Annotated in this window: 22 protein-coding genes and 1 pseudogene; 5 read left to right on the top strand and 18 right to left on the bottom strand. The window is 51.6% G+C overall.

Annotated features, from left to right (window positions below):
- Positions 1–13: 13 nt before the first annotated feature.
- The 4 genes from HMPREF3164_RS06865 to HMPREF3164_RS06850 form a co-directional block, all read right to left on the bottom strand.
- Positions 14–814, bottom strand: coding sequence for a DUF6318 family protein (locus tag HMPREF3164_RS06865; RefSeq protein WP_048754654.1), 801 nt, complete (start codon positions 812–814; stop codon positions 14–16).
- A 124-nt stretch (positions 815–938) separates the two neighbouring features.
- Positions 939–1,643, bottom strand: a complete 705-nt coding sequence (locus HMPREF3164_RS06860) for a DUF6318 family protein (protein WP_239664719.1) — start codon at positions 1,641–1,643, stop codon at positions 939–941.
- 53 nt (positions 1,644–1,696) lie between these two features.
- A complete protein-coding gene (locus tag HMPREF3164_RS06855; protein WP_048754656.1) occupies positions 1,697–2,449 on the bottom strand; it encodes a DUF6318 family protein in 753 nt (250 codons plus the stop codon).
- Positions 2,450–2,644: 195 nt separating this feature from the next.
- Complete coding sequence (locus HMPREF3164_RS06850; protein ID WP_246822632.1) at positions 2,645–3,298, bottom strand: DUF6318 family protein; 654 nt, start codon at positions 3,296–3,298, stop codon at positions 2,645–2,647.
- Between the two features lie 373 nt (positions 3,299–3,671).
- On the opposite strand from HMPREF3164_RS06850, the gene HMPREF3164_RS06845 reads away from it, so the two are divergent.
- On the top strand, positions 3,672–4,790 hold the full coding sequence (locus tag HMPREF3164_RS06845) for a DUF475 domain-containing protein (RefSeq protein ID WP_048754657.1): 1,119 nt from the start codon (positions 3,672–3,674) through the stop codon (positions 4,788–4,790).
- Between the two features lie 121 nt (positions 4,791–4,911).
- Here the strand turns inward: HMPREF3164_RS06845 and HMPREF3164_RS06840 are convergent, their stop codons facing one another.
- From HMPREF3164_RS06840 to HMPREF3164_RS06830, 3 genes are all read right to left on the bottom strand, one after another.
- Positions 4,912–5,634: a DUF6318 family protein gene (locus HMPREF3164_RS06840; RefSeq protein ID WP_070449868.1), complete on the bottom strand. Its 723-nt coding sequence runs from the start codon at positions 5,632–5,634 to the stop codon at positions 4,912–4,914.
- Positions 5,635–5,935: 301 nt separating this feature from the next.
- A complete protein-coding gene (locus HMPREF3164_RS06835; RefSeq protein WP_070449866.1) occupies positions 5,936–6,613 on the bottom strand; it encodes a DUF6318 family protein in 678 nt (225 codons plus the stop codon).
- A gap of 99 nt (positions 6,614–6,712) precedes the next feature.
- Positions 6,713–7,477 (bottom strand): DUF6318 family protein, encoded by a 765-nt coding sequence (locus tag HMPREF3164_RS06830; protein ID WP_246822631.1) that lies wholly within the window; start codon positions 7,475–7,477, stop codon positions 6,713–6,715.
- Positions 7,478–7,861: 384 nt separating this feature from the next.
- Here HMPREF3164_RS06830 and adhP point away from each other — a divergent pair, with 384 nt between their 5' ends.
- The gene (gene adhP, locus HMPREF3164_RS06825; RefSeq protein ID WP_070449860.1) at positions 7,862–8,890 is read left to right on the top strand and encodes an alcohol dehydrogenase AdhP; all 1,029 of its coding nucleotides are present in this window, start codon (positions 7,862–7,864) and stop codon (positions 8,888–8,890) included.
- Between the two features lie 165 nt (positions 8,891–9,055).
- Here adhP and HMPREF3164_RS06820 read toward each other — a convergent pair whose 3' ends face one another.
- The 11 genes from HMPREF3164_RS06820 to HMPREF3164_RS06765 form a co-directional block, all read right to left on the bottom strand.
- Entirely contained in the window at positions 9,056–9,760 is a 705-nt protein-coding gene (locus HMPREF3164_RS06820; RefSeq protein WP_070449857.1) for a DUF6318 family protein, read from the bottom strand.
- Between the two features lie 134 nt (positions 9,761–9,894).
- Positions 9,895–10,521, bottom strand: a complete 627-nt coding sequence (locus HMPREF3164_RS06815; protein WP_048779534.1) for a hypothetical protein — start codon at positions 10,519–10,521, stop codon at positions 9,895–9,897.
- A gap of 172 nt (positions 10,522–10,693) precedes the next feature.
- Positions 10,694–10,819, bottom strand: coding sequence for a hypothetical protein (locus HMPREF3164_RS11510; protein WP_256387503.1), 126 nt, complete (start codon positions 10,817–10,819; stop codon positions 10,694–10,696).
- A 305-nt stretch (positions 10,820–11,124) separates the two neighbouring features.
- Positions 11,125–11,808 (bottom strand): hypothetical protein, encoded by a 684-nt coding sequence (locus tag HMPREF3164_RS06805; RefSeq protein WP_070449851.1) that lies wholly within the window; start codon positions 11,806–11,808, stop codon positions 11,125–11,127.
- Between the two features lie 127 nt (positions 11,809–11,935).
- Positions 11,936–12,358 (bottom strand): hypothetical protein, encoded by a 423-nt coding sequence (locus tag HMPREF3164_RS06800; protein WP_246822630.1) that lies wholly within the window; start codon positions 12,356–12,358, stop codon positions 11,936–11,938.
- 230 nt (positions 12,359–12,588) lie between these two features.
- Positions 12,589–12,744, bottom strand: coding sequence for a hypothetical protein (locus HMPREF3164_RS11365; protein ID WP_239664722.1), 156 nt, complete (start codon positions 12,742–12,744; stop codon positions 12,589–12,591).
- 742 nt (positions 12,745–13,486) lie between these two features.
- Entirely contained in the window at positions 13,487–14,092 is a 606-nt protein-coding gene (locus HMPREF3164_RS06785) for a hypothetical protein (protein ID WP_048754668.1), read from the bottom strand.
- A 261-nt stretch (positions 14,093–14,353) separates the two neighbouring features.
- Positions 14,354–14,974 carry a hypothetical protein gene (locus HMPREF3164_RS06780; RefSeq protein WP_070449841.1) on the bottom strand — a complete coding sequence of 207 codons (621 nt, stop codon included), beginning with the start codon at positions 14,972–14,974 and terminating at the stop codon, positions 14,354–14,356.
- 38 nt (positions 14,975–15,012) lie between these two features.
- Positions 15,013–15,426 (bottom strand): hypothetical protein, encoded by a 414-nt coding sequence (locus tag HMPREF3164_RS06775; RefSeq protein WP_048754670.1) that lies wholly within the window; start codon positions 15,424–15,426, stop codon positions 15,013–15,015.
- 106 nt (positions 15,427–15,532) lie between these two features.
- Positions 15,533–15,805, bottom strand: coding sequence for a hypothetical protein (locus tag HMPREF3164_RS06770; protein WP_048754671.1), 273 nt, complete (start codon positions 15,803–15,805; stop codon positions 15,533–15,535).
- A 115-nt stretch (positions 15,806–15,920) separates the two neighbouring features.
- A complete protein-coding gene (locus tag HMPREF3164_RS06765) occupies positions 15,921–16,541 on the bottom strand; it encodes a hypothetical protein (protein WP_048754672.1) in 621 nt (206 codons plus the stop codon).
- Positions 16,542–17,126: 585 nt separating this feature from the next.
- Between HMPREF3164_RS06765 and HMPREF3164_RS06760 the strand changes: the two genes are divergently transcribed.
- From HMPREF3164_RS06760 to HMPREF3164_RS11255, 3 genes and pseudogenes are all read left to right on the top strand, one after another.
- Positions 17,127–17,414, top strand: a complete 288-nt coding sequence (locus tag HMPREF3164_RS06760; RefSeq protein ID WP_048754673.1) for a hypothetical protein — start codon at positions 17,127–17,129, stop codon at positions 17,412–17,414.
- A 206-nt stretch (positions 17,415–17,620) separates the two neighbouring features.
- Entirely contained in the window at positions 17,621–25,057 is a 7,437-nt protein-coding gene (locus HMPREF3164_RS06755) for a DUF6531 domain-containing protein (RefSeq protein ID WP_246822629.1), read from the top strand.
- Between the two features lie 120 nt (positions 25,058–25,177).
- Positions 25,178–25,451: pseudogene (locus HMPREF3164_RS11255) on the top strand (hypothetical protein); the annotation flags it as partial.

The following is a 25,451-nucleotide window of genomic DNA, read 5'->3' as shown; positions in this document are numbered from 1 at the left end:
TTGTGCGGTATTGCTACTGTGCCCCGCCGCTGCCGGATGTGCCTTCCCCGGCTCCTTCCTGCGGAGCCTGCTGCTGCGGGGTTTGCCCCTGGTTCTGTCCCTGCTGCTGATTCTGGGAGCCACCCTGAGCGTCTGAAGAACCTCCGCTGTTTTGTTGAGGATAGGACAACCACCAGGTACCGTCTTTATAGATTCCTTTGAAGACCGCAGGCACTTCTTCTGTCCGCTGCTCTTCGGGGATATCCATTGCCTGACCACCTATCACGACGAAGGAGCCGTTGGTAGCCTTCATCTTTCCGTTCCAGGTATAGGTGTCACCGTCAGTCTTGGGTTGCGGGGAATCCAGAATAGCAGTCAGCTTATGGTCCTCAGCCCAGGTTTTTTGCTTTTTCCGTTCTTCAACAGCTTGCTGAACCTGATCGGCAGGGAGCTTATTCCCCTGAGGATCGAGAGCAACTTCCATAAATGGGGCAGGATCATTGGCGTTATTAAAATACTGCCATGCCGCAACCATGTACCCGATAGCCGCATAGAAACCAGCAACGGATTTCTCACCCATCTGCTCTGGTTTGAGGGGCTTGGGGAAGTTCTTCGGGGGCTGTTCCTTGGTGCCGGGCTCGTACTTACCCGCAGAGGTGTCGTAGTTGTCGAATTTCACCTCACCGCTGTAGTCCTTTTGGTCTTGGCCACCGGATGCGGAGGAACCTGACCCGCCGGCATTATTTGCCCCTGAACAGGCAGCAAGAACCACCGCCGCAGAACCGGCACCAAGGAACCCAAGCGCGGAACGGCGAGAGATATTCAATGAAGACATGCTAGTCCTTTCGGAACCCAAGCCCTAACACTCGGGCGGTATCGATCATCGGAGGTACAGCATATGCATATACCCGCTATCCATCACGATAACGAGAAAAGAATACTCTCGCCGTAAAATTTCGCTAGATGCCAAACAGCGAACCGGAGCTGCTGGAGCTTGACGAACTAGGACTACCGGAGGCGGCCGAATCCTGATTTGGGTCCGTAATCATCCATTTGCCGTCCTTATAAATTCCCTTGAACGTAACGTCTTGACTCTGTTCCTGGTTCAGTTCCCGGCCCATTCCCCCGCGGCCGCCCATACCACCAGCTTTCATGGTAACGCTTCCATCCCAGGTGTAGGTGTCGCCGTCTATCTTCGGCTGCGGGGTCTTGAGGCTGCCGGTAATTTTTATGTCATAAAACCACACGATTCCCCCGGCGCCCATCTGCTTGAGCTGCTCAAACTGTGCTGCAGGCACCTTCTGCCCGGTATTGTCTGCAATAACCTCCATCATGGGCTCGGGGTCAAAAGACTCGAGGAAGTACTGCACGGATGCGAAAAGGTAGCCAATAGACGAGTAAAAACCTGCCGCCGACTTATCGTTAGCGTTATCCGGCTTCTTCGGCTTCGGCACATTTTCGGCGGGATGATCCTTGGTCGCGGGCTTGTATTCTCCCGCAGAGGTGTCAAAACTATCGAACTTGATCTCGCCGCTAAAGTCGGTGCGCTCGCTCGGGGAGCTGACTCCGCTAACGCTTCCAGAGCACGCGGCAAGCGCCACGGTCGCAGAGGCTGCACCCGCCAGACCAAACGCGGTGCGACGTGAGACATGTAGAGCGGACATTCTTTTTCCTTTCATGGTGCGGACTTCTTAGCCCGAATATCTGTGTGGTGTTTCTAGAGTGAAAATTCTTGAGACGATCCAGATCCTGACGAACCCGAGGAGCTGCCGTAGATAACCCACCAGCGCCCTTCCGTATAGGTTCCGCGGTAGAGGGTATCTGATGTCTCTGTCTCAGACTCTCGGCTTACTCCACTCGGCCCGTAAAAGGTACCCAGCGAAAACGATATTGTTCCCTCCCAAGTGGCACTCGTACCGTTCATCGTCGGTTCCGGGCTCTTGAGAGTCGCCTTAAATTTGGGGCCGCCAAACCATGATTTACTGCTCGTGGTTTGTTGTTTCAGCTGGTTAAATTTAGATTCCAGGACATCTTTGTATTCTGGTGGAAACGCATCCGCTACAAGGCTAAAGTCCAGTGTTTCCATGGCGTACTGCATGGCTGCCGTCGTATAGCCAATCGCCGCATAGAACCCTGCCACCGACTTGTCGTTTATATCTGAGGGTTTCGTCGGTTTAGGCACGTTCTTTGACGGGTGCTCCTTCGTGGCAGGCTCATAGGCGCCCGCCGAGGTATCGAAACTCGTGAAGCGAACCTCGCCTGCATAATTGCTGGAACTAGATGAAGAACTTGAACTGGAACTAGATGGAGAGCTGGAACTAGAGCTGGATGCGGTTGCCCCCGCACTCTGCTGCTCGGATGCGATTCCTCTCACCTTCGGGGCGCAGGCGCTCAGCACCATCGCCGAGCCCACCGCACCGGCTGCCGCAAGAGCGGTTCGGCGCGAAAAATCATAGGATCTTTCTGACATATTTCATTCCTTTCGGCGTCTTAATCGTCAACGATTAAAACCCCTGTGATGTGGCTGGGTACCTTACTATTGTGCCGTTAACCCGTGCGAACATGCGTTATATGACGTCATCATAAGCTGTTATATTTTTCTCATCATCCCTGCACACACCCAAGAACCAGCACCGAGCGCATCCCTTCCAAGCACGGTACAACGCTATGGTGTAGCTGTGGAGCTCTGTGAGGCTACGGTCTTTGACCGAGTTTCAATGCTCCAGCGCCCGTTGGTATATGTTCCTTTGAAAACCATGTCTTCGGTATTGCTTTTTTGCCGTTCCGTTAGGTCGTTTACCTGCCCACGATCGGCACGGTAGTTCCCGAACTCCATAGAAAACTTCCCTTCCCACGTATATGTATCACCTTCCATCGCGGGCTGCGCGGTATTCAGGGAGATAGTGACGCGCGGGTTCTCATACCAGTTTTGTCCCTCCCTCATGCGCGCCAGTATTTGCTCATTTGAGGAATTATGAACATAGTGTTTCTCGTCCTCGGTGAGCGCGCTGTCATCGTAGGGACCGGTGTCACCGGTGGCGAACATATACTGCATAGCGGCGGCGATATAGGCTAGGCTCGCGTAAAATCCGGCAACGGACTTTTCATCTGCATTCTCAGGTTTGATAGGTTTGGGGACGTTCTTGGGAGGGGTGTCTCGTGTGGCGGCTTCAAAACTGCCGGCAGAATTATCATATTTTTCGAGCTTGACTTCTCCGGCATAGTCACTGCGTTCATTCGAGCATGAAGCAACCGTAAAAAGCACCGCACCGGCACCCGCAGCACCCAGCGCGGAACGACGTGTTAGCACATATTCCACCGTGAATCCCCTTTCGCGCGGCATCAAAATACGGGAAGTCCCTTCATTATCCACCTTAAGTAGAGGTTTATAGCAGATTTCAGCGGTATGCGCTCTGTGAGATTTCGCTCGATACGCTTTCTCTATAGAGTTGCTGGTTCACACGTACGCATTCTTGTATACTCATAAGTCCTGTGCAGTTCTAGGTAAACCCGCAATTTCCCTCTATGCGATATCGCCTTGTGCGAGGCGCGCACATAGAATGCCGCTAAGTACTATAGATGGGAGCATGGCGCTTTCCGCAATATGCGCGGGGAAGCCGCATTCGCTGGCTTGATGTCAAGAATAGATGGTTCCTGACATGGTTCATCACAAAGGAGAGCCTTCTGCCCTCATGGCTTTACTAAAATTCTTCAAATACGATCTCTTGATTACCCTGGTGGCACTTGCCGCAGCCGCCGTTTATGGTGGTGTATCAGGTTTGGTCTCCGCCGTTATTCTGATTGTCCTTGAGATCGTGTTCTCATTCGATAACGCGGGTGTGAACGCAAAATATCTGAATAAAATGTCGCACGCATGGCGCAATATCTTCTTGACAGTCGGCGTGCTGGTCGCTGTTTTTGGTATGCGACTCATCTTCCCGTTCCTGATCGTGTGCCTTGCGGGTCATGTAAGCCCGATCGAAGCCTGGAACCTTGCGATGGAACGCGGCGACCCGCATACGCCCGGAACCTACGGGTTTATTCTGGAATCCGCGCACCACACCATTGCCTCCTTCGGCGGCATGTTCTTATTGATGCTCTTCCTGTCCTTCCTGTTCGAGGCGGGTAAAGAGGTTCACTGGCTCTCCGTGATCGAAAAACCGCTCGCTAAAGCCGGGCACTTCGATTCCATGCCGGTCTTGGTTTCCGGGGTTCTCTTAGTGACGGCTTCTCAGCTTTTTGGCGCTGAGCATCATGAACAGTACAGCATTCTTATCTCTGGTCTTCTAGGTATGCTCACATTCCTGGCGACCAACGGTCTTGCAACATTTATGGAGGCCCGCAATGAAGAACGAGAAGAGTCTCTAGCAGAAGTCACCATGCTGACCGGCAAGGCCGCGTTCTCGATGTTCCTCTTCCTTGAGGTGCTGGATGCTTCCTTCAGTTTCGACGGTGTTCTCGGCGCATTTGCGGTAACCTCAGACCCGATTATTATTGCGCTCGGCTTGGGTGTGGGCGCGCTCTTCGTGCGGTCGATGACCATTTACCTGGTCGAAAAGGGAACCCTCCAGGAGCTGCGCTACCTGGATCACGGCGCGCACTGGGCTATCGGTGTTCTCGCGCTCATGCTCCTAGCAACCCTCAAGTGGGATATCCCCGATTTCGTAATTGGTCTTTCCGGTATCGTATTCATCGCCGGTTCAATTATTTCCTCCCGACGAGCAAATCGGTTGGATAAGTCTCTGCCCAAAGCCTCCAATCTTCACAATGCGCCTGTAGAACAAGCGATGAATACTGAGGGTAAAAAGTAGGCTTTATCCTGTGAGCAGATAAATCTTGCTTATACACAAAGGTTCCGCATGCATCAATACGATGTGCGCGGGACCAGCTATATGCTCTGAAAAGCACAATTATTCATTCAATTACTGACGCCTAGAATGTTTTGATCTGCCAGGCACCATCAGAATACTTACCCTGAAAATACACCGATGTTTCTGTCTTACGTTGTTTTTCATCGGTGTAGTCCTCGCTAGTTCCATCAGGGAAGGCACGAAACTCTCCTAAATCGATGACCATCATACCGCCCCAATTGTAGCCGCCACCGCTTGCTTTTGAGGGACGGGGAGAGCGCATGGCAAACGTTACTTGAGGGTTACCAAACCAAATCTCACCATCTTTGATCCTATCGAAAGAGGATTGATCATTTTTTAAGAAACCATCCTTTTCACTTTGTGCCAATGCAGACTTATTGATCATTTCGTCGCTTCCCGTCTCAAAAAGGTACTGCAATGCACCTGCCATAAAGACTAGATTAGCGTAGAAGCCATCTGCTGAGTTCTCTTTAGCTTTATCATCTAAAACAGGTTTAGGGATATTCTTTGCTGGATGTTCACGCGTTGCGGGTTCATACGCGCCAGCCGACGTATCGTACTTATCGTTTTTGATAGTAGTACCGTAGTCTTTTATGCTCTCCGAGGGTGATGCCGATGCAGAGGATGAGGACGATGAGCTTGACGCGGACGATGAAGAGCTTGAGGAGCCGCTAGCGGCGGCATCGACGGGTCTCACGGAGGCAGCGCATCCGGCAAGAGCAATGACAGAGCCAGCGCCGACGACGCCTAGGGCGGCGCGGCGGGTTACATCATGAGGTGGCATGGTGGTCCTTTCGGTGCTTCCGTAACGCCGCGGGCAGGCGGCTGCGGGAAGCACGGGTGGCGAGCGCATGAACCCGCCATGGGTGTTTCTCTCTACTCTAGTGTATCGGGGCTGCGGGAGCTCGCATATCTGCCGTTCTAGGGTCTTAGAATACGGTAGTTTTTTCGCGCGATGCGCCGCGCCGGGGTATTTCAGCGCTGCACATCAGTGTTCCCTATTTTCTTGCGAATACAAAAAGCCCCGCAAGATTTCTACGATCTTGCGGGGCTTTAAACCATCAAGTCAATAGTGTCGTATTCGACTAGTTGGTGCTAACGATATTCCACTTATTATCGGCGTAGGTACCTCTAATGTTAGCGTTCTCTGTGGTGACTCGCTCGTTAGCGGGCAGGTCAACGGAGCCTTCAGGAGATGCTACAAATTCGCCTAGATCCATCTTCATCTGAACAGACCATTTATAACGGTCACCAGTGATTTCAGGCTGAGAAGTTCCCAAAGTGCAAATTACTTTAGGATTACCGAACCACCTCTCCCCACTTTTAATAATGGGTAGAAGTTTTTGCATGTCAGAATTCTTCGAAAATGCCTGAATTTCAGCCTCTCCAAAAGATCCGTTACGGAAGGGAGTATCATCACCCGTAGCAATAAGATACTGCATGCATGCAGCGTAGTAACCAATATGCGTGTAGAAAGCCTCGACGGACTTTTCGTTAGCGTTCTCCGGCAGCTTCGGAACAGGAACGTTCTTCGCGGGCTCGGTGCGGGTCGCGGGCACGTACTCCCCTGCCGACGTATCGAAGCTGTCGAACTTGACCTCGCCCTTGTAATCCTTAGCGGGTTCCGACTTACTGGAGCTTGACGAGCCGCCGCTGGAGTTTGAGTTTGAGTTCGACGAAGAACATGCTGCGAGCGCGGCCGCTGTGCCAGCACCCAGCACGCCCAACGCTGCGTTACGGCGAGTCACGATCAACGATGACATAGTATTCTTTTTTTCCTTTCATATGTGCCTTATTCAGAGCGAACAAGGCATAAATCTAGTGAGGTTCAGAACCCCGACCTCTCCAAAAACAACAATGTTTTAGATGGAGAATCCGCCGCTTCCAGCAGCACCCCCGCTGCTGCGAATAGTCCACGAACTGCCCGAATAGAGGGCCTCGAAGGTAATATCCGTATCAACGTGTTGTTTGCTGGACTCCACATCTTTACTCATGGAGTTCACGACGACGAAGGAACCCATATTCATCTTCATCGTACCGCCCCACGAGTAAGAGCTGCCGCTGCTGCTCGGGGTTGAGGTGTTCAGCGAGAACACAACGGTCGGGTTGTCCAGCCAGGCATTCCCCTCTTTGATCATTTTGAGCATCTCTGAAGCACTGGTGTTACTGGACAGACTCGACTTTTCGGATGACACCAGAGCGCATTTCTCGAAAGGCTCCATATCGCCAGTCTGGAAGAGGTACTGCATAGAAGCCGCGATATAGGCGATGTTTTCATAAAGTCCGTCTATGGTTTTCTCTTTGGCTTTATCAGAGAGCAGGGGTTTGGGAACGTTCTTCGGCTTCTCGGTACGGGTTGCGGGCTGGTGCTCGCCAGCGGAAGTGTCGTACTTTTCGAGTTTTACCTCGCCCGTGTTTTTCGAGTTGCCGGGCAGAGTAGATGCACTCGATGATGAGCTGGAGGATGAAGCGCTTGACGACGATGAGCTCGCGGAGGACGAGCTCCCCTGCCCGAGGTCCGCAGGTTTGACGGCGGGAGCGCATCCGACAACGACGGCGGCAGATCCTGCGCCCAGCACACCCAAGGCAGCGCGGCGGGAGATATGGTGGGGTAAACGGGTTGGCATGTTTGCCCTTTCATCGGTGCTCTCAAGGGATGCGGTTACGAGCGAGGTTCCGGGTCTCAGCACATCTTTTTGCCCAAAACTGCGCAGTCAGGGGCGGAAGATAAGCCTCAACTTCCCAGTTTGTTGCTCCATACCAGAGACATTATGTCGATTGTATCTTAGAGCTTTGTTGAACCTTGGACTCCTGGACACGTCTTCATCATTTCGTTATCTATTTGCTCTCTATGTGGACTCCCTAGAGAGACGCTGCGGCACGGCATAAAATCGCTCATGAGTACCATTCCGTATTAGCGGTTGAATATATCACCGGACTGTAGAAAAGTCTCTATACGAGCTTTACGATTAAACGAACATTGATAGTGAGCTAGTACACGGGAGGTTCCCATGAAGGCTGTAGTTGTCCCTGACGTTGTTGATGGCTCGATAAATGTCACCGATGTTCCCGTGCCCGAGGTGGGGCACGGTCAGGCGCTCGTGAAGCTAGAGTACTCCGGCGTCTGCCACACCGACCTGCACGTTGCGGCTGGCGATTTCGGTGAGGTTCCGGGGCGTATCCTGGGGCATGAGGGTATTGGTATTGTCACCGAAGTTGGTGAAGGCGTTGAATCTCTTAAGCCCGGTGACCGTGTTTCTATTGCATGGTTCTTCCAGGGATGCGGGCACTGCGAATACTGCACCTCCGGCAGGGAGACCCTATGCCGTACCGTCAAGAATGCGGGCTACACCGTGGACGGTGCCATGAGTGAGTATGCCCTTGTCACGGCAGACTATGCCGTGAAGGTCCCCGAAGGTTTGGATGCGGCGCAGGCAAGTTCGATTACCTGTGCGGGCGTGACCACCTATAAGGCGATTAAGGAATCGCAGGTACGCCCCGGTCAGTGGCTGGTCGCCTACGGCGCTGGCGGGCTGGGCAACCTGGCGGTGCAGTACGCCAAGAAGGTTTTCGGTGCCAAGGTTATTGCCGTCGATATTAACGATGACAAGCTTCAGCTTGCCGCCGAAACCGGTGCCGATGTCACGATTAACGGTCGTGAAGTTGAGGATGTACCGGCGAAGGTTCGTGAGGTAACTGACGGCGGGGCGCAAGCCGCCGTGGTGACCGCAGTATCGAGGGTTGCTTTTAACCAGGCGGTTGAGAGCGTGCGTGCCGGGGGTAGCGTGGTGGCTGTGGGTCTTCCGCCCGAGAAGATGGAACTGTCTATTACAAAGATCGTTCTTGACGGTATTCGCGTGCTCGGCTCGTTGGTCGGCACCCGTCAGGATCTTGCCGAAGCCTTCCAGTTCGGCGCAGACGGGCTAGTAGTTCCCGTAGTGCAGCTGCGCAAGGTTGATGAGGCCCCGCAGATCTTCGAGGAGATGAACGCAGGCAAGATCAACGGGCGTATGGTGCTCGATTTCGCAAGCCTGTGGTAAGGCAAGAAAGCTTCTCACACGGGTGCGTTAGGTACTGAATCTTTGCGGTAGCGCGGGTTGCCGCTGGTTCCTGCGATATGGTTCTGAAAGCCTAATGCAAAAAGCGGTGTTCCCTGGAACATATAGAAATTCCAGGGGACACCGCTCTATATGCGGAGCTAGTGATTAGCTGTCCTGGGTATCGTGGGATGCGGAGCTGCCGGAACCGCTGGTGTCATTACTACCCGTGATACTCCACTTGTTATTGGAGTAGGTTCCCTTGAAAGTAACTTTCCGAGCCGGAGACTCTGCAGGAGCATCCTGCGCTTTCCCATCAACGACAACGAAACTTCCGGGAGTCATTTTGATTGTTGATGCCCAGGTGTAGGTGCCGTTTTCTTGCTTGGGCTGCGCATCCACAAGGGTTATCACGACCTTGGGGTCTTCCACCCAGTTCTTTCCTTCTTCAATTTGCTTCAAAAAGTCAGCCGTAATGAATTCTTCTTTATCTTCATCGCTCAAGCCGCTTTCCTTGATCAAAGATGCATCACCGGTCTGCAGTGCGTACTGCAAAGCCGCGCCGATGAATGCGATCGAAGAGTACAGACCCGCGACGGAGTTTTCGTTCATATTCTCAGGCTTGATAGGCTTGGGAACATTCTTAGCGGGAGTCTCGCGAGTTGCGGGCTCGTAGGTGCCAGCTGAGGTATCGAACTTGTCGATTTTAGCCTCGCCGCTGTAGTCGCTGCGGGTGCTCGTCGAGGAAGCCGATGTGCCGGAATCTCCGCCGTTGCCGTTCGAGTTAGAGGAGGAGCACGCCGCCAAGAACGCGGCAGAGCCAAGACCCAAGATGCCTAGAGCACCGCGGCGGGATACAGAAGTAGTCAGCATGTTGTTATCTTTCAGTCGGTGATTATTGCCTATTTATTATAGAGTGTATACACCGGAAGAACCCATTTAGGGCGAGCTATGTTCCACGGGTGCGGGTGCGGGGAGATTGCAGGTTTTGCTGATGCGCCTGGGGATTACGCGGTATGAGGTGCTGAGGCTTGTAAGTTGCGCACGAATCGGATCTCTCGTAACGCCTCAAACGACTCCCGCCCCTCTAAAAACCCAGACTCCGACAACTGCTGCACCGAAGAGGCCCACTCCCCCGTACGCACCTTATACAAAATATGACCAAAAATCACCGTGCCGTCGAACTGCCCCGGATCAAAACTCAGCCGCTTACGCTTGCCCTGATCCCGAAAAATAATACGAATCCACCCGTTGCGGTTGTTATCTAGATACGTGAGCCTGTCAATCGAGGTATACGGTGCGGTATAGGTGCGTCCGAGGGAGTTACGCCAAGTGACCGAGTGCTCATCAAACCGGATATAGAGCATGTAATAGTTAATGATTGCAACCAAGCCCAGAGGGCAACCTACTATAAATACAAAAATATGCATCCCGATATCGAAACCGTACATAATATCTAGAAATATGGGGAATGGAATTAGGAAGAAGAGAAAAATTCCCCATCCGAGGTAGAGGACAAAGCGTGGGCGGTGTTGCCTCACCCCGACGGAGACATGTGAACCTTTACGTTGGATGCCGGGCATAGCTCCGACGAGTAGGCCGCCAAGCAGACCGCCTAAAATACCGTTTTCCATCTCATAGCCCTCTTTCTAACCCGCCATATCTGCTGATACATCTTTTCAACTGTACCTTTTCCTTATATGCTCATCATGTACTTTCAAAGAGCTTTGGTGGCCTCATCAGGGCATAAATAAAGCAAGAAGGGGTGTGCTCGTGCAGAATACACGAACACACCCCTCACGCTGGTTATGATTCCTGACGATGCTCTACGTCAGTGATTTCTTGGTCTTCAGGTTCTTGGTTATCCGAACGGGGAGATCGGCCGGTATCCCAACCAATATAGAACACCCCGATGCTGATTAGCATACTCACAAACATCAACGCACCCCAGCCTATCCCTGGACCCATAAAGGTGCAGAATATGGTGCAAAGGAGAAATAATACCGTGAGTAGTGCCCCTCCGATCATGAGGCTGTATTCATAGATTCTGGTCTCAAGGTCCATCAGAGATACCTTTTAGGGGTGGAAGGTGCGCAATAGTTACACGTATCAGTATAGTTTCTGCGTGTAACTAGCAGGTTTTCAGAAGAACAGTACTCTCACTTGGGTAAACGTAGGTTTCCATAGATACTCAATGAATCTGTGGGCACTCACCTCTGGACAGTATTCCTGGATGCTCAGGAAAACATAGCTTTGGGATGGTTGATGAGCCACGGTGCATAAATACTGTCGTCCATAGCGTATATAACCTCTCGCAGGTCTTCCCGCGCGTTCATCACGGCCCACCTTCCATGAGTCTGACGGAAGATTATCTGGCTCATCAGATATGAAAAATCTTGACTGCCGATAGATAGTGTCACACTATTATTTTTGTGATATAAGGTTATTTTCTCTTTGGGTTCTTGAACGTAAGTGTATCCCAGTATTTCATCGTATTGTAAGTGGGTGCTCTTAAACGGTTTATCTCTGTAGGTGAACCCTTGCAGCCTGAAATGCGTATAGGGCCAGCCTCCAACTCGCATTCCTACAATACCGCATGCTATAAGGATGGGATACATGATTAATCCTGCTATATCTGTAGAGTCCAGGGTTTTATCTTCAAAATATAAGTAGATTGTAAATATAAATATTGTGAGAGAAAGCAAGGATAAACCTGCTCCCGCTATGAATAAAATTAAGGAAGATCGTCGTTTCTTGGGTATGATGGATTTTGCAAATTTTTTAATATTATCACCAGGAATATTTTCGATATTCTTTGCAATGGCAGAGCGTTTACGCTTTTTACTGCTTGGGCTGGATATGATATCGCCAATAAGGTCTGGTATTGCCGATAGTATATCTGTAAGATCAATGAGGCTCACAAAAACTCCCTGATTAGAATTTGAAATACAACTGTGACCGCACATAATCACGACCAACCCCAGGGGCAAGGACCCCGCTTTCTTTGAGCTCTTCCCAAGCAAAACGGGGTCATAGGCGCTAACTCAGTTAATCTAGTTTGAGTTTTCTCTCATACGCCAACCGCTCAATACACCCAAACATCTTCTCATACGACCCAAAACCAACCACCAACTCCTCAACCCGCTGGGCGTTCAGGTTTTGTGGCCACTCCTTGTGCTCCACCCGAGACAAAACCATCGCAAATAAGATAGAGGCATCAAACTGCCACGGATCAAAACTCAGCCGCACTCGCTTGATATTGCGGCTGCGTACCCTCAGGTACCCGTTCTTCCCATTACTTTGCAGCAGGATTTCGCTGATACTCTCATACGGCATATACCGAATCTTCCACCGCCAATTACGCCAGTAGACTCCCGAGACGGTTTGCTGGATATAAAACGCATGACAATGATTCACAAACGGAATCATCAAAGGACCACAAATAACAAACGCAAGAATAAAAGAAGCCATGGGGTCACCATACTTGATGGTTACATATATAGGTGCTGCAACTAATCCTCCCACTAGAAGTACATAACCAGCTATAAAAGCAAGCTTAGGGCGGTACTGTCTGACCCCGAGCACGGGTTGGCTCATCGTACGTTTCAGCGAGGGTACATTCCGGATGAAAAGACCCGCTAACAACCCAATCAACGCAGGAGGCACCACAACCTACCTTCCCTCAAATCCCTGCTCCCTTTTTATGAAGGACGTTCTGCCTTCTCAAACTTCGTCACAGACGTAGACCCAGAGTTAAAAACCTGAAAATCCAGCAGTGTCACCTTATAGTACCCGCCGACCTCCAAAGATCCCGCATACTCGTCCATAGACTTCTTTGGATCAGGAGAATCCGACATATGTAAATTCCCGCACTCTTTTGTCTTAAAATCTGCTACACGCTTATAATCCGTATTCCCCGAGACCAGACCACCCCGATCGTGCACATCAACATGCTCGAGGGTGCAGTACTTGTAAGTCCCTGCACTATCATTACGTGAAAGAAAATATAAAAACGCATAAAAGCTTACAGCAACGACAACAATGATGCATGTTAGCAGTGTTTCTTTAATATTCTTACATCTCATAAATCTCTAAGACCTGTTGACATAGATCCTCACAATACTATTTTCAGTACCAGGAAAAAGGACAATCCTGGGAAGCCCAAATTTATAGCTCTTCCCTTCCTTTAGTAGATTATGATAATAGTTTGCGTCTTTCTCACCAATATCGGACCATACCATCTGAGGGCAGTTCGATGAGTCTATATACAGGCTATACGTGGTTTCTGGAGAGTTGGCTGATACCGAATCATGTCTTTTGACCTCGGTTTTGGTAACAGTGCATTCCTTAATGATTGGATTATTCTTATTGTGAGCCGAAACCCCAAAATATATACCAAAAAATAATAAAAATCCCAACGGCACAAGCACAATAATATATTTCTGTCGGAACCATGAAAGATTTGACTTTAATAGTTTTATCATTGTGTAATCACCTTCTTAATTTTTTTATTCTATTATAAATATTACCATATGTATTTATATATGCCGCGGGTATAATCTATCTCCTTTCCCACTGCCTTTTTGCACATAGATTTTTTTAGAATTTGAAATATAACTGTGACCGCACATAATCACAAGCAACCCCAGGCGCAAGAAATCCGCTTTCTTCGAGTTCTTCCCATGACATAGGCCATCGTCCACACTTTGACCTGTACATAATATGTCCGTACAGAACATCACTATCAAACTGAGCATGGGAAAACTTAAAAACTAGATACCGAAACAGCACACGATGCTCGTAGCTTTTGAAGCGTACCCATCCTCCTTTATTAGTATCTGCAAAACTAAAATATTTGATACTGTCATACCGAATAAAACGCTTCTTGCCCCTCCAATTTCTCCAAATTATACGATCTTTCTGGTAGCATATAAAGAAAATATAATAATTAATAAGAGCAATAGCAGGTATTATGCCCACAAAAAGGCTAATAACATGATTTGCAATATCAAACTTTGTGGTGATATCAAAATACAACGGCAGGATGACAAGGGATAAAGCTATACCCGCCCACCCGAATACACCAAGAAGGGTGGGCCTGCCCTGTATTCTATTTAGAGACAGGGTTCCTGTTTGATTATTCACACCAGGCATCGCCTGGGTAGCTGCCCCAGCTGCTGCACCGATAAGAATCTTATCAAGCATGATATTTTACCTATCTTTCTATCCTGATATAACCCATATCATGTAAAACCCTACTTAAAAATTATCTACTAAACGGGAGCTATCACAGAGATATATTTCTGACGGAACCTATCAGGGCTGATTTTACCTTCCTACGAAAACCCACACCGGATCTCATCGTACATGACATATGCGGGCGCTCCGAGACAAGACCGGAGTGCCCGCACAATTAATATCTGCCACCTCGCCCCAAACAAAACGGGGTCATAGGCGCTAACTCAGTTAGTCTAGTTTGAGTTTCCTCTCATAACACAACCGCTCAATACGCCCAAACATCTTCTCATACGACCCAAACCCAGACACCAACTCCTCAACCCGCTCAGGAGTCAGATCCCGCGGCCACTCCTTATGCTCCACCCGAGACAAAACCATCGCAAATAAGATAGAGGCATCAAACTGCCACGGATCAAAACTCAGCCGCACTCGCTTGATATTGCGGCTGCGTACCCTCAGGTACCCGTTCTTCCCATTATTCTGCAACAGGATATCGCTTATACTCTCATATGGCATATACCGGGTTTTCCACCGCCAGTTCCTCCAGTAGACTCCGATTTCGGTTTGCTGGATATAAAACGCATGACAATGATTCACAAACGGAATTACCAGGGGTCCGCCAAGAACAAACATGATAATAAAGCAAGCGCCTAAATCACCAAACATGACCCCACAAAATATAGGGGTAAGGACTAGCGTTACTACCAACAGAGCATAGCCAGCGATATAGGCTATCCGAGGTCGGTGCTGTTTGACCCCGAGCACGGGCTGACCCATCGTACGTTTCAGCGAGGGAACATTCCGAACGAAAAGACCAGCCAACAACCCAATCAACGCAGGAGGCACCACAACCTACCTTTCTCCTAGAACCCGGCAAACCTACCCCTTTACGAGGGGCGCTCCGCTTTTTCTAACCGAGTCACCGATGTCAGCCCCGGAGAACCAAGCTGCACATTCTTCAAGTACACCTTGTAATACCCTCCCGGTTCAATGGAGGCCATATAATCATCCATTGATTGATCCTTATTCGGGGACTCTGAAAGCGCCAATTTTCCACACTCCCGAGTCTCAACCCACCCTACCCGGGTATAGTCGGTATTGCCTGAGAGATCACCGCCAGCACGGTACTCTGCCCAGGCTTTCTCGACCGTGCAGTACTTGTACTTCCCCTCACTATCATCACCAAAAATACGTGCCAAATATCCCGGAAGAAACAAAAGTAAAAAGGCTGCAATAATTAATAAAACAGTGCTAACCATCCCTTTCCGCCTTTTAGTACGTTGGGTACCTTGCTGTGCCATGACAACTCCTAGAGCTTCTACCGCAGTATTGTGGGAGTAAACAACTGACTATAATCATAATTCTGCACCTTAATCGTCGCGATCTGCAGAGAATCAGAAACCAGGACTATTTCTCCTCCTGAGGCTTGAGAGCCTTATAACCGCTCAAAAACAGTAAAACAGCAAGCGCAGTGTTAAAAGCACCAACTCCTATCATGGAAAGACTACTGACCAAGTTATTCTTGGTATCCGCTATCAAAAGTACAAGCCCTAAAAGGGCTGCCACACACGACGGTATTCCTAACAGCAACCCAAACACAAGGTACTGACGTGCGCTAGAACGATCCATGACAGAAGGATCGTTGATGTTTTCATTGCCCGTATCATCAGAGTATTTCATATGCCTCTCCTAACACCCTTAGGCATCTTTGGAACCACTCTTTCAGCACTCCAACTAATGACCCCATTAATGCAGGAGGCATCAAGGCCCACCTTCCTCTAGACCCCAAAGAACCCTACCCATTCTCACGGGGGAATTCGAGGGGTTTAACCCAAGCATGATCCTGTAAAAACCGTACCCCCGGCCTACCAGAGAGGATTTGCTGGAATCGTTCATCCTCCCACACCTGCACCCAAACCCCAGTCTCCACACGATACTGCAACTGAGCATAAAGAATCGTGGCATCAAACTGATTCGTATCAAACCCCAACTTGATGTGCTTGGGCAGTTGGGTACTTCTGATCTTCACCCACCCGTTCTTACTCGTCTGTTCATAGGAGACTTTGTAGATGCTGTGGTAGTCAAAGTACCGGACTTTCCGTCGCCAGTTACGCCAGCGTATCCCAGTTTCCGTGAAACAGTGGTAATAGTTATGACAATGAGCCACAAAAATAAAACCAGCAGGACTGACCATCACCACAGAAATGATGTAAGCCTCTACAGTAAGCCCATATCTGATCCAAAAGTAGATAGGGAGTCCAATGAACGCGATGAAGAGTATCCCGTAGCTGATGATATAGGCAATCGGCGGGCGATGCTGTTCCACATTCAGGGTTTCTAGTCCTTGTTTACGTTTGGCCCCGGGCATGATGTTCACCAGAAATCCGCTGAGCAGACCATAAAACGCAGGACCCATACTCAATACCCCTTCATTACATGATGCTTTTCATAGCCGACACGATAGCCCGTCCCGAAAAGGAGGGTGTGGCCGTGCAAAAGCCTTAGGTGACCTACAGATGCAAGCTACTACCAACAGCCGAGGTTATCCCCGCGCATCTAGGGATACTCAGCTTTTCCATCCGATTTACCAAGATCAGCCCCGGAGAGTTCAACTGCACATTCCTCAAGTACGCCTTATAGTGCCCAACTGTATAAGTATTTTATTTTGGTTGTATTGTTTATAAATTTATATTCTCGCTCGCTATTTTACACACACGAATTACGATATATCCGTATATTTTCGTAACATCACGACACAAACCCAGGTTTTAGGAAATCTAAATTCTTTAGCTGCCATTTCTCATGAACACCGATTTTTATCAGGTATATTCTAGCCACTCCAGCCTTAAACCCTTTCTGCACAAGGGAAGAAAAGTTTCCTAGAAAAGTAAAGATTTGATAACGGTCCGCGTCAATCTTGACCGTTCACAGAATCTAAATCTAGACTACACATGTAGCTCTGTTACCGACGATAGAGCACCAATCACTGAAAGGAACTGCTATGAGCAGCACTATTAAGGTCACCCAGGAAGCGAAAGACGCCAACACCCAGATTGGCTCTATCACCGATGGCGGTCTGACTGACCAGATCAATAGCCTAAACCAGCAGGCACAGATTCTTGCAGATCCTAACGTCTGGGACGGCCCCCATGCCGAGCAGTTCCGCAACGAAATTTGGCCTTCCGTGCACAAGCGTCTTACTGATGCTACCGCCGCTATCAATGAAGTTAAGGCACACTCCCAGACTATCCATAGCGATATCTCCCAGGCCGGTGGTGGGGCAGCGTAAGGTTTCGCTGCTTTACCAGTTCAGACTTCCCTCAAAGATTACCGCTATGTAACAGCAATTCTTTGGGGGAAGTTTTCTATCCCTAGAGAACTTATTAGAGAATCTATATAGGCACGTATATAAATCTTATTGATTTCATGTTATGTGCCTACACATCTCATGGTGCTCACCGATATTTAAAGCTTTTTCTACTACAAGGTTTTGCCATGCCCACACCTACCCCTGAATCTCATTCCGTCCAAGGTCGCTTTTCTTCTAACAACCCTCACCACCCATCTCAAGAGGCATCGCAGTCTTCATCTATCGTTGGTGATAACCATCGTGGACATCCTTCGCCTTCGGACACAGCAAATAATCACGCATTCCCAAACCCAGATTCTGCTACTTCTTCTGATGCACAGGGAATTCCTGCATCTGAGAATGTTGATGGAGCTACCTCACAGTACGGGTCTTTCCACCCCGACCACGACAAGGTTGATCTATCTCAGCATGAGGCATGGCAAAACCAAGACCATCATGAATTTCCCACTCCACAAGCGAGTTCCAGCGCATCCTCGATGGTAAGTAGCCCGCTCTCCAGTGATGGGAGTGGTATTACATCGTCACAATCTTCACCTATTGTTGCCGATCACAGCCATGATATTCCACAGAGTAGTGCTGGTAATGGTGCGCCTGTCCAAGATTATTATGGTTCAAGCGATACAGATTCTTCTGGCACTGGAAGTTCTGTTCAAAGTGGGACTCTCGCGGGTGGTGAGTCCGAAAACTCATCTTCAGGGGAAGGTACGACTTCACAAGCAGCCCCCATCGTAGGGAATCATCATACAAACACTGATTCTGCGGCTCCTCCAGCTTCAAGCGGAGCCGTGTATAACGGTGGTGGTTCTGCTGATTCTAGTGATGCAGAAGAAGGAAACTCTCCTACTCAAAGCTCTGGAAGCGCATCACCAGTTACTTCCGAGGGAGAAATTGACGGAGCTGACACCTCAGGTTCGTCCGCTGAGGAAGATGGCGCAACTACATCATATGCTGAAAACGGCGATTCGGGTTCTCCTGTAGAGACGACCGGAGCTCAGGGAGGACAAGTTGACCCGGGTGAAGCACCGGGGCTTGTTGACAATAGTGGTTGCCAACAGTGCGCTGCTGAAACATCCGATGTACATGCGATGGAGGATGTTCCCTACGACAACGCTGCCTCTGATGCGCTTAGCCAAGCTCTACGAAGTGCGGCTAATAATCTAACGTCCTCCTATGGAGCTTCTGCTAGCAGCACCGCGGGGAGCCGTAACACGCAGAACAATGACCTATGGAACGATTTTAAGGGTCGCTACGCTGACGATGCCAAAAATGGTCGCAATAACCTCACTGTCAACGCTATTAATATTGCGGCAATGCTCAATCACGCAGCAGGTCTTGTTGATTACCTTAAATCATGCGCAGAGGCCGAAAACAAAAACCGTGCCGCAGCTCGCGAATGGGATAAGAAATGGTGGATTCAAAAGAAATGGGATGAACTCTGGGGCGGAGGTCTTAAACATTCAGACCCCGATGTTCCTAAACCAAGTGAACCATCTTCTGTAGCTGCACCAGCACCGGTAGCCTCCTCTGGGGGAGACGGGACTTCATCTGCCAAACCCAATGATGTTGATAGCTATGTCACCATGTGCAACACAGATACTACGACTCATGAAAATGATTACAACAGTATCGTTTCTGCTTTGTCAGGCTTCGAAGCAGGATGTAAATATGGCACACTCGATATCCGTCCAGCAACAACCGGGCTTCAAGCACTGAACACTCAAAGTGGAAATCTCACGGCGTGGCTTACTCAGGTAGCTCAAGCCTTTCGCGATGCTGATAGCAGCGCTGGTGACACGGTCGTGACAGCATCGGATGCTTTCTTAGATCTCACACTTCAAAATCGTGGTTGGAATGGACCGCCTGAAATCCAGCATATTGATGCAACTGCCTCTGAGCTCACAGGAGCAGTTCCTTCGTCCGGGTTTGCGAATGACCCGGTCAACGTGGCAACGGGTAACTTTATCGAACCGGAAACTGATCTGGTCTTCACCGGGACGGTGAGTGAGCCTACGCTATCTCTGACGCGTATGTACAACAGTCTGGCGGTCACCCATGCGGATGAGGTGCCGTCGGGCGTGTTCGGGCTTGGCTGGTTCTCGACCTTGGATACCCGTCTGAGCTTTGGGGACGAGCAGGCCTCGTGGTTTATGCCTGACGGGCGCGCGGTGTTCTTTGATCGGGAAGGCGAAGGGTTCGCCCGCGCCGCCCGGGAGCCGTGGTGGCTGACGAAGGTTCCCGCCACAGATGAACTGTTTACCCGGGTGCGCGATGCGCAGATGCGGGCCTATGAACAGGCTAAAGTCACGGGTGGTTCTGCTGTGGTTCCTGAGATTCCGTTTGTGTGGATGGCTCACAACAACCAACACGAAGCGTATTTCTATGCCCCCTCTGGTGCGCCGGTGGCGCTCCGACAGGGGCACCTGAGCAGCCTGACAGTGTTTATTCTGGCTGAGGATGGTACCGTGACGGATCTGGTGCATCCGGTGGCGCATCGCGGTATTCATGTGAACTATGAGCCTGCCGAGGAAACCGGTGGTGTGCGCCCGGCGGCGGCATTCACATACAACACCATTGGTGAGCGTGCCGGAGAGCCGGTGCAGAACGTTGCCTATTCCTATACCGAAGCTGCTGAATCCAGTGCCTCGGTGCAGGTATCTGGTTTGCTCACCGGAGTAACGACCGGTACCGGAACGCGTACGTATACGCATACTGAGCGGGGTTTGATTCACCGGGTGATTAACGCGCGCGGCGATCTTGAGGTCACGAACACCTATGATGATTCCGGTCGTGTGATCGGTCAGATCAGCGAGTACGGGCGGGATATTTCCTATACGTATACTCCCTCGCTAACCACGATTATTGCCGATGCCGGTACCGGTGAGAATGAGAACCTGTGGGTCTCCGACTCGAAAGGTCGCCTGGTAAGCATCACGGCGACTGACGGTACGCGCATGTCGATGAGCTATGACCGGTTCAGCAACCGGATCAGCATTACCGAGCGTGACGGATCGCGCCTGGTGCGCACCTCCGATGCGCGTGGCCATATTAAGCGTGAGCGTACCCCCGAGGGTGCCGATTACACGTACACCTGGGATGAGCAGGATCGGCTGCTCTCGGTAAGTGTGCGTGATGCTCGGGATGTGAAAAACCTCAGCGATCCCATGCCGGTGAACTCGTACCACTACGAGGAAAGCACCTTAGTAGTGAATCCGAACCCGGTAGCTGTTCTCGATGGTGCCGGGGAAGCCACAACGTGGGAGTATTCCCCTGAAGGCGATATCCTGAAGATTACCGATCCGACCGGCGTGTTTACGGCTTTTGAGTACGATGAACACCACGATATTGTGGCGATGCTCAACCCTGCCGGTGAGGCAATCCGTTTCACGCGCGATGCCGCCGGGCAGGTCACAAGCGTCTCGAACCCGCTGGGGGCTACCACCACGCTTGAATACAATGCCGCTGGTGTTCTGACAAGTTTCACGAACCCGCTGGGGGCACGGTGGACGCTCACCTACCCGCAGCAGCCGGTCGGCGACGGTGCGCCATATATGGTGCGTGCACAGCGGCAGGGCGCCCAATCCCGTGATACCTCGGTCGGTGCTCTGCCTGAGGCCGTTACCGACCCGGCAGGAAATACCACCGCATTCACCTATACCGCCGGTGGGGATATCGCGACCGTCACGAATGCTGTCGGGGGCACAACCCGGCATGAGTACGATACTTTCGGGAACCTGGTGAAGATGATCACCGCCGGGAACCGGGTGTGGGAGTACTCGTGGGATGGCCTGTCCCAGTTGGTCGGTCTGACCGATCCTACCGGTGCTATCACGCGGTTTGAATACGATCGCGCCGGGGAAATTACTCAGGTTACCGACGCGACGGGAGTTATTTCGCATCGGTCAATCGAACGGCATGAGGGTGTTGAGTCCGTTACCGGTACTGGTGAAGGTCTTTTCTCGTCGGCGTTCTTCAAAGTTGATGTGCTCGGGCGCGTGACCGAAATCAGCCAGCAGGACGGTGCCTCCACGAAGTCTGCATCCTCCTCACACGATACGTCTAAGGCGTCTACGGGTGCCGGTGCTGCCGGTGCGGGGATTGCCGGTACTGCCGGGACGGGCATCCCGCACGGGGTATCCTCCTCTGCTGAGGCTATCGCCGCCGCTGAGACTGCCGGTGCCCCCTCACAGCCAACAGGTCGGCAGATGTTTACGTATGATGCTGCTGGGAATATCGTTGAAGCCCTGGACGCCAATGGTGGACTCACGCAGTATGTGCGTGATGCCGCCGGACGTGTCACCCGCATCATTAGTGCTGCGGGCCGGTTTACCGACTACACCTACGACACTTGCGGAAGGCTGTCCTCTGAGCGTGTGGGACTTAACGAGCCTGTGCGGGTGACCGATCCCGTCACCGGGGCGCCCTCGTGGGAGGAACCAACCCGGTGGGCTGTAACGACGCTAGTGTATGATGCTGCCTCGCAGGTGATCGAGCGGCACACTCCCGACGGGCTTGTGGAAAAGATGACCTATGACGCCGCCGGACGACTGATTAAAGTTCAAGCAGGCCGCCGCGTTGCCACCTATGCGTGGGATGCGTGCAACCAGCTGGTGCGGGTGCAGGATTCCACTTTTGGTACCCGCCGCTACGCCTATAATGAGCTCGGTCAGCTGGTGCGGGTTACCGACGGGTTGGGAAATAGGACATTCTTCGCCTACGACGCGGACGGGCTACTGACCTCGGTGACGGATCCGACCGGGGCTATCACCGAGTACGAGTACGATGCCGCCGGGCGCATCCTTGAGGTTGCAAAGAAGCCTCACCCGGATAGCACCGTTACGACTCCGGCTATTCGCACCACCTATACGTGGGATGCCGCCGGGCGCCTGCTGTCCGAAGATGACGGGGTGCGTACCCGTTCCTTCGAGTACGATGCCCGCACGGGGGATCTGACCCGCACGCTCATCGACGGCTCCTTAGCTGCTGAGTACGGCACGGGTACACCCGCGCTGCCGGGATCGACGATCACGTGGATGAAGGATCACACCGGGGATGCCCCGGTGACGTACCGTCGTGTCTTTGATGCCACCGGAAACCTGATCGAGTACACCCGCCAGATCGATGGGACCGAAAATACCAGTGAGCCTGGTACGGCTGCGGCCCTGGATACCTTCACCAGTACAGGCTCGTATACGCTCACCTATGCGTATGATGCCGATGGGTTCCGCACGATGATGCTCACCCCCTACGGGTCTTCCCAGTGGGTGCTTGATGGTTCCGGACGCCCGATCCGCTCAATCAACACCGCCTCGATCGCTGACCCTGGCGTGCGTGAGCGCGAATCGGTCATTGGGGAGTTCTCCTACGATATGATGGGGCACCTGGTACGTGCTCAGATCGGCGAGACGATCTCGACCTGGGATTTCGATCAGGACGGATTGGTGTCCTCCTATGAACACACCAGCGAGCAGGGCGATGAAAACACTGCTGAGGGTGTGCAGGTGATCCGGGACCACACCGGCCGGATTATCGGGCTTGATTCCACGACGACCGGGTTGGTGATGTACTCCTACGACGAGGCCGGACAGCTGACCGGTGCTCGCGCTGACGGGTATGAACTCACCTGGGTGTATGAGGGAGGGCTCATGGTTGCCGAGCGCCTTTACCACCACAACACCGCCGAGGATGAGGCCACAGACAGGGTTCTGCTTGGTGAGCGTCAGTTCATCTATAACGGGCTCAACCAGCTGCTGCACTGCACCACGATTGAACGGCCCCACACACCTGAGGGTGCTTCTGCCGCGTGGGTGAGTACCGAAGTGTCCTATACCTATAACGCCGCCGGGCAGCGTACCAGGCAGAAGAGCATAACCTCGGATGGTGTTATCCAAGAACGCACCTATACCTGGGGTATCACCGGTGCTCTGACTACCGTCAGCGATACAACTACCGACGCTCGCGGTGCCGAGGTTCCAGAGCTGTGCTCACGTCTTCGGGTGCACGCCGATACTACCGGGGTTGCCACCGCGATCACTGGTAACGATCAAGTGACGGTGCCGCTGCTGTGGGATCCGACCTCTTCCGCCCCGCATCTGCTGGGGGCCGGAAGCATCCCGGCTGCAGGGGCTGACGGCGGGTTCTCCCAGGCGGCAGTACCGGGCGGGTTTGACCCCTGGAGCGTCCCCGGGGTACCCAACACCGGGGTCGGTTTTGGTGCTCTAAGCGCCCCCGGCTTAGGAACCATAAGCGCTACCGGTGCTGCTGCGTCACAGATCCCGGGTCTGCCCAGTGCGCTCGGCGCTCCTGGCATTTCGGGTGCGTCCGCGCTGCTTACCAGTGTAGGGCTGCCAGAAGGTGTGTCCTTCACCGGTTCCGGCACGCTCGCGGTGGGCGGGCTCGCACTGATGGGCGCACGAGTGTTTGACCCCTCGTCGAAGAAATTCCTCTCCCAAGACCCGCTACCGCCCATCGTGGGTGCAGGCTGGTTCGCGGACTCGTACTCCTTCCTGGGTCATGATCCTGTAGGCATGATCGACCCCTGGGGAACACGGCCTATGAGCCAAGAGGAATACAGCGACTACTCTAAAAAGCAAGACCTTCAGGTTCTCAAGACCGCGATTTCATGGGTGGGTACCGCCGTAGCGATTGCAAGCGTGTTCGTCCCGGGCGGTCCCCTAGTAGCCCTAGGCGTGGCTGCACTAGGTAGCGCTGTTTCTGGGTTCGCCGAAGGTATGCTGGATGAAAACGGTAACTTCGATTGGGGATCTGCCGGTAGTGGCGCTTTTTGGGGAGGTCTTATAGGTCTTGCCGGTGGTGCTGCCGGTAAGGTCTTTAGCTCGGGAAAGATGTTCCTTAAACCCATACAAGGTGTTGCCAAGAAACTCGGACCCTACGGGCAAAAAATAGCCGATAAGATGGGGAACAGGTTTGCCCTCGACAAAGTAAATATCATGAAATCCAAAAATCTTGGATTCAGCAAATTTGGTGCTGGCAAGGAAGGATTTAAAAAATACACCGGAGAGATCTTGGATAGTGGTCTATCGGGTGGCGTCTCGAACGCGTTGAATTACACCAAAGATACCAAAAATTGGAACCCTGTAGAAGCGGCTCTGAGCTTTGGCACTGGTACTGTAAGTGGCCTCGCCACAGGTGCAGGAACCGCTGGGTTTAAGGCTAAGGTCACCGATAAGCCTTACTTTAAAGCCGGGTATGCAAATCGGGGTGCACGATATGAGTCTACATATCATACGCGTCTTGACAAGATTCATGTCTCTCGCGGCATTCAGAAAGCTGTAGTAGACGAAGCTGGGACCCGTGCAGTGAATACCGCCGTTAAACCTGTTGCAACCGTGGCACAGAACGAGATCACCCATGCTGGGGATGAAAATTACCATCAAGATTGGGGGAAAACCTGGTCGGAGGAAGCACAGAAGAACGCCCAAGGTTCTCTCAAAGACATAGCCTCCGTAGGCAAAAAGGCAGATACTAATGCCCAGGACAATCTTAAAGGGCGTCAAGTTGAGGATCAGGTTCAAGACTTCAGGAACGTCAACCCAGGACGCTAACACAGTCTTATGACTGGGGAGGGTTTACTTAAAAGCTACACTCTTTTTAAGTAAACCCTCCTAACGTTCTTACCAATAAGCAGTATTACATGATCAAGCATAAGAAAGGCTGTCCGTTAGATGCTCGCCTTTATCATCTTCATCATCGGCCCTATCCTCGTAGCTCTCTATATTATTCGGGACGAGATACGTCGCGCCCGGGACAAACGCAGCGGGGCCCTCGTCAAAAGGCTCCCCCGCACCGAACCCTGGGTCTGGAGCATCTACCTCTACATATTCGGAGCACTCAGCCTCTACGCCTTTACGCACCCAGAAAAATTCCAACCCATTCTTTTAATATTTGCTGTAATTCTTCTCTTATTCGGTTTGATTGGTATGTACTACTACGAAACCA

Origin of the sequence: Rothia sp. HMSC08A08 (genome assembly GCF_001808385.1) — a bacterium.
Classification (GTDB): domain Bacteria; phylum Actinomycetota; class Actinomycetes; order Actinomycetales; family Micrococcaceae; genus Rothia; species Rothia dentocariosa.
Note: the sequence above shows the minus strand (reverse complement) of the source record. Positions and strands in the feature narration are given on the sequence as shown.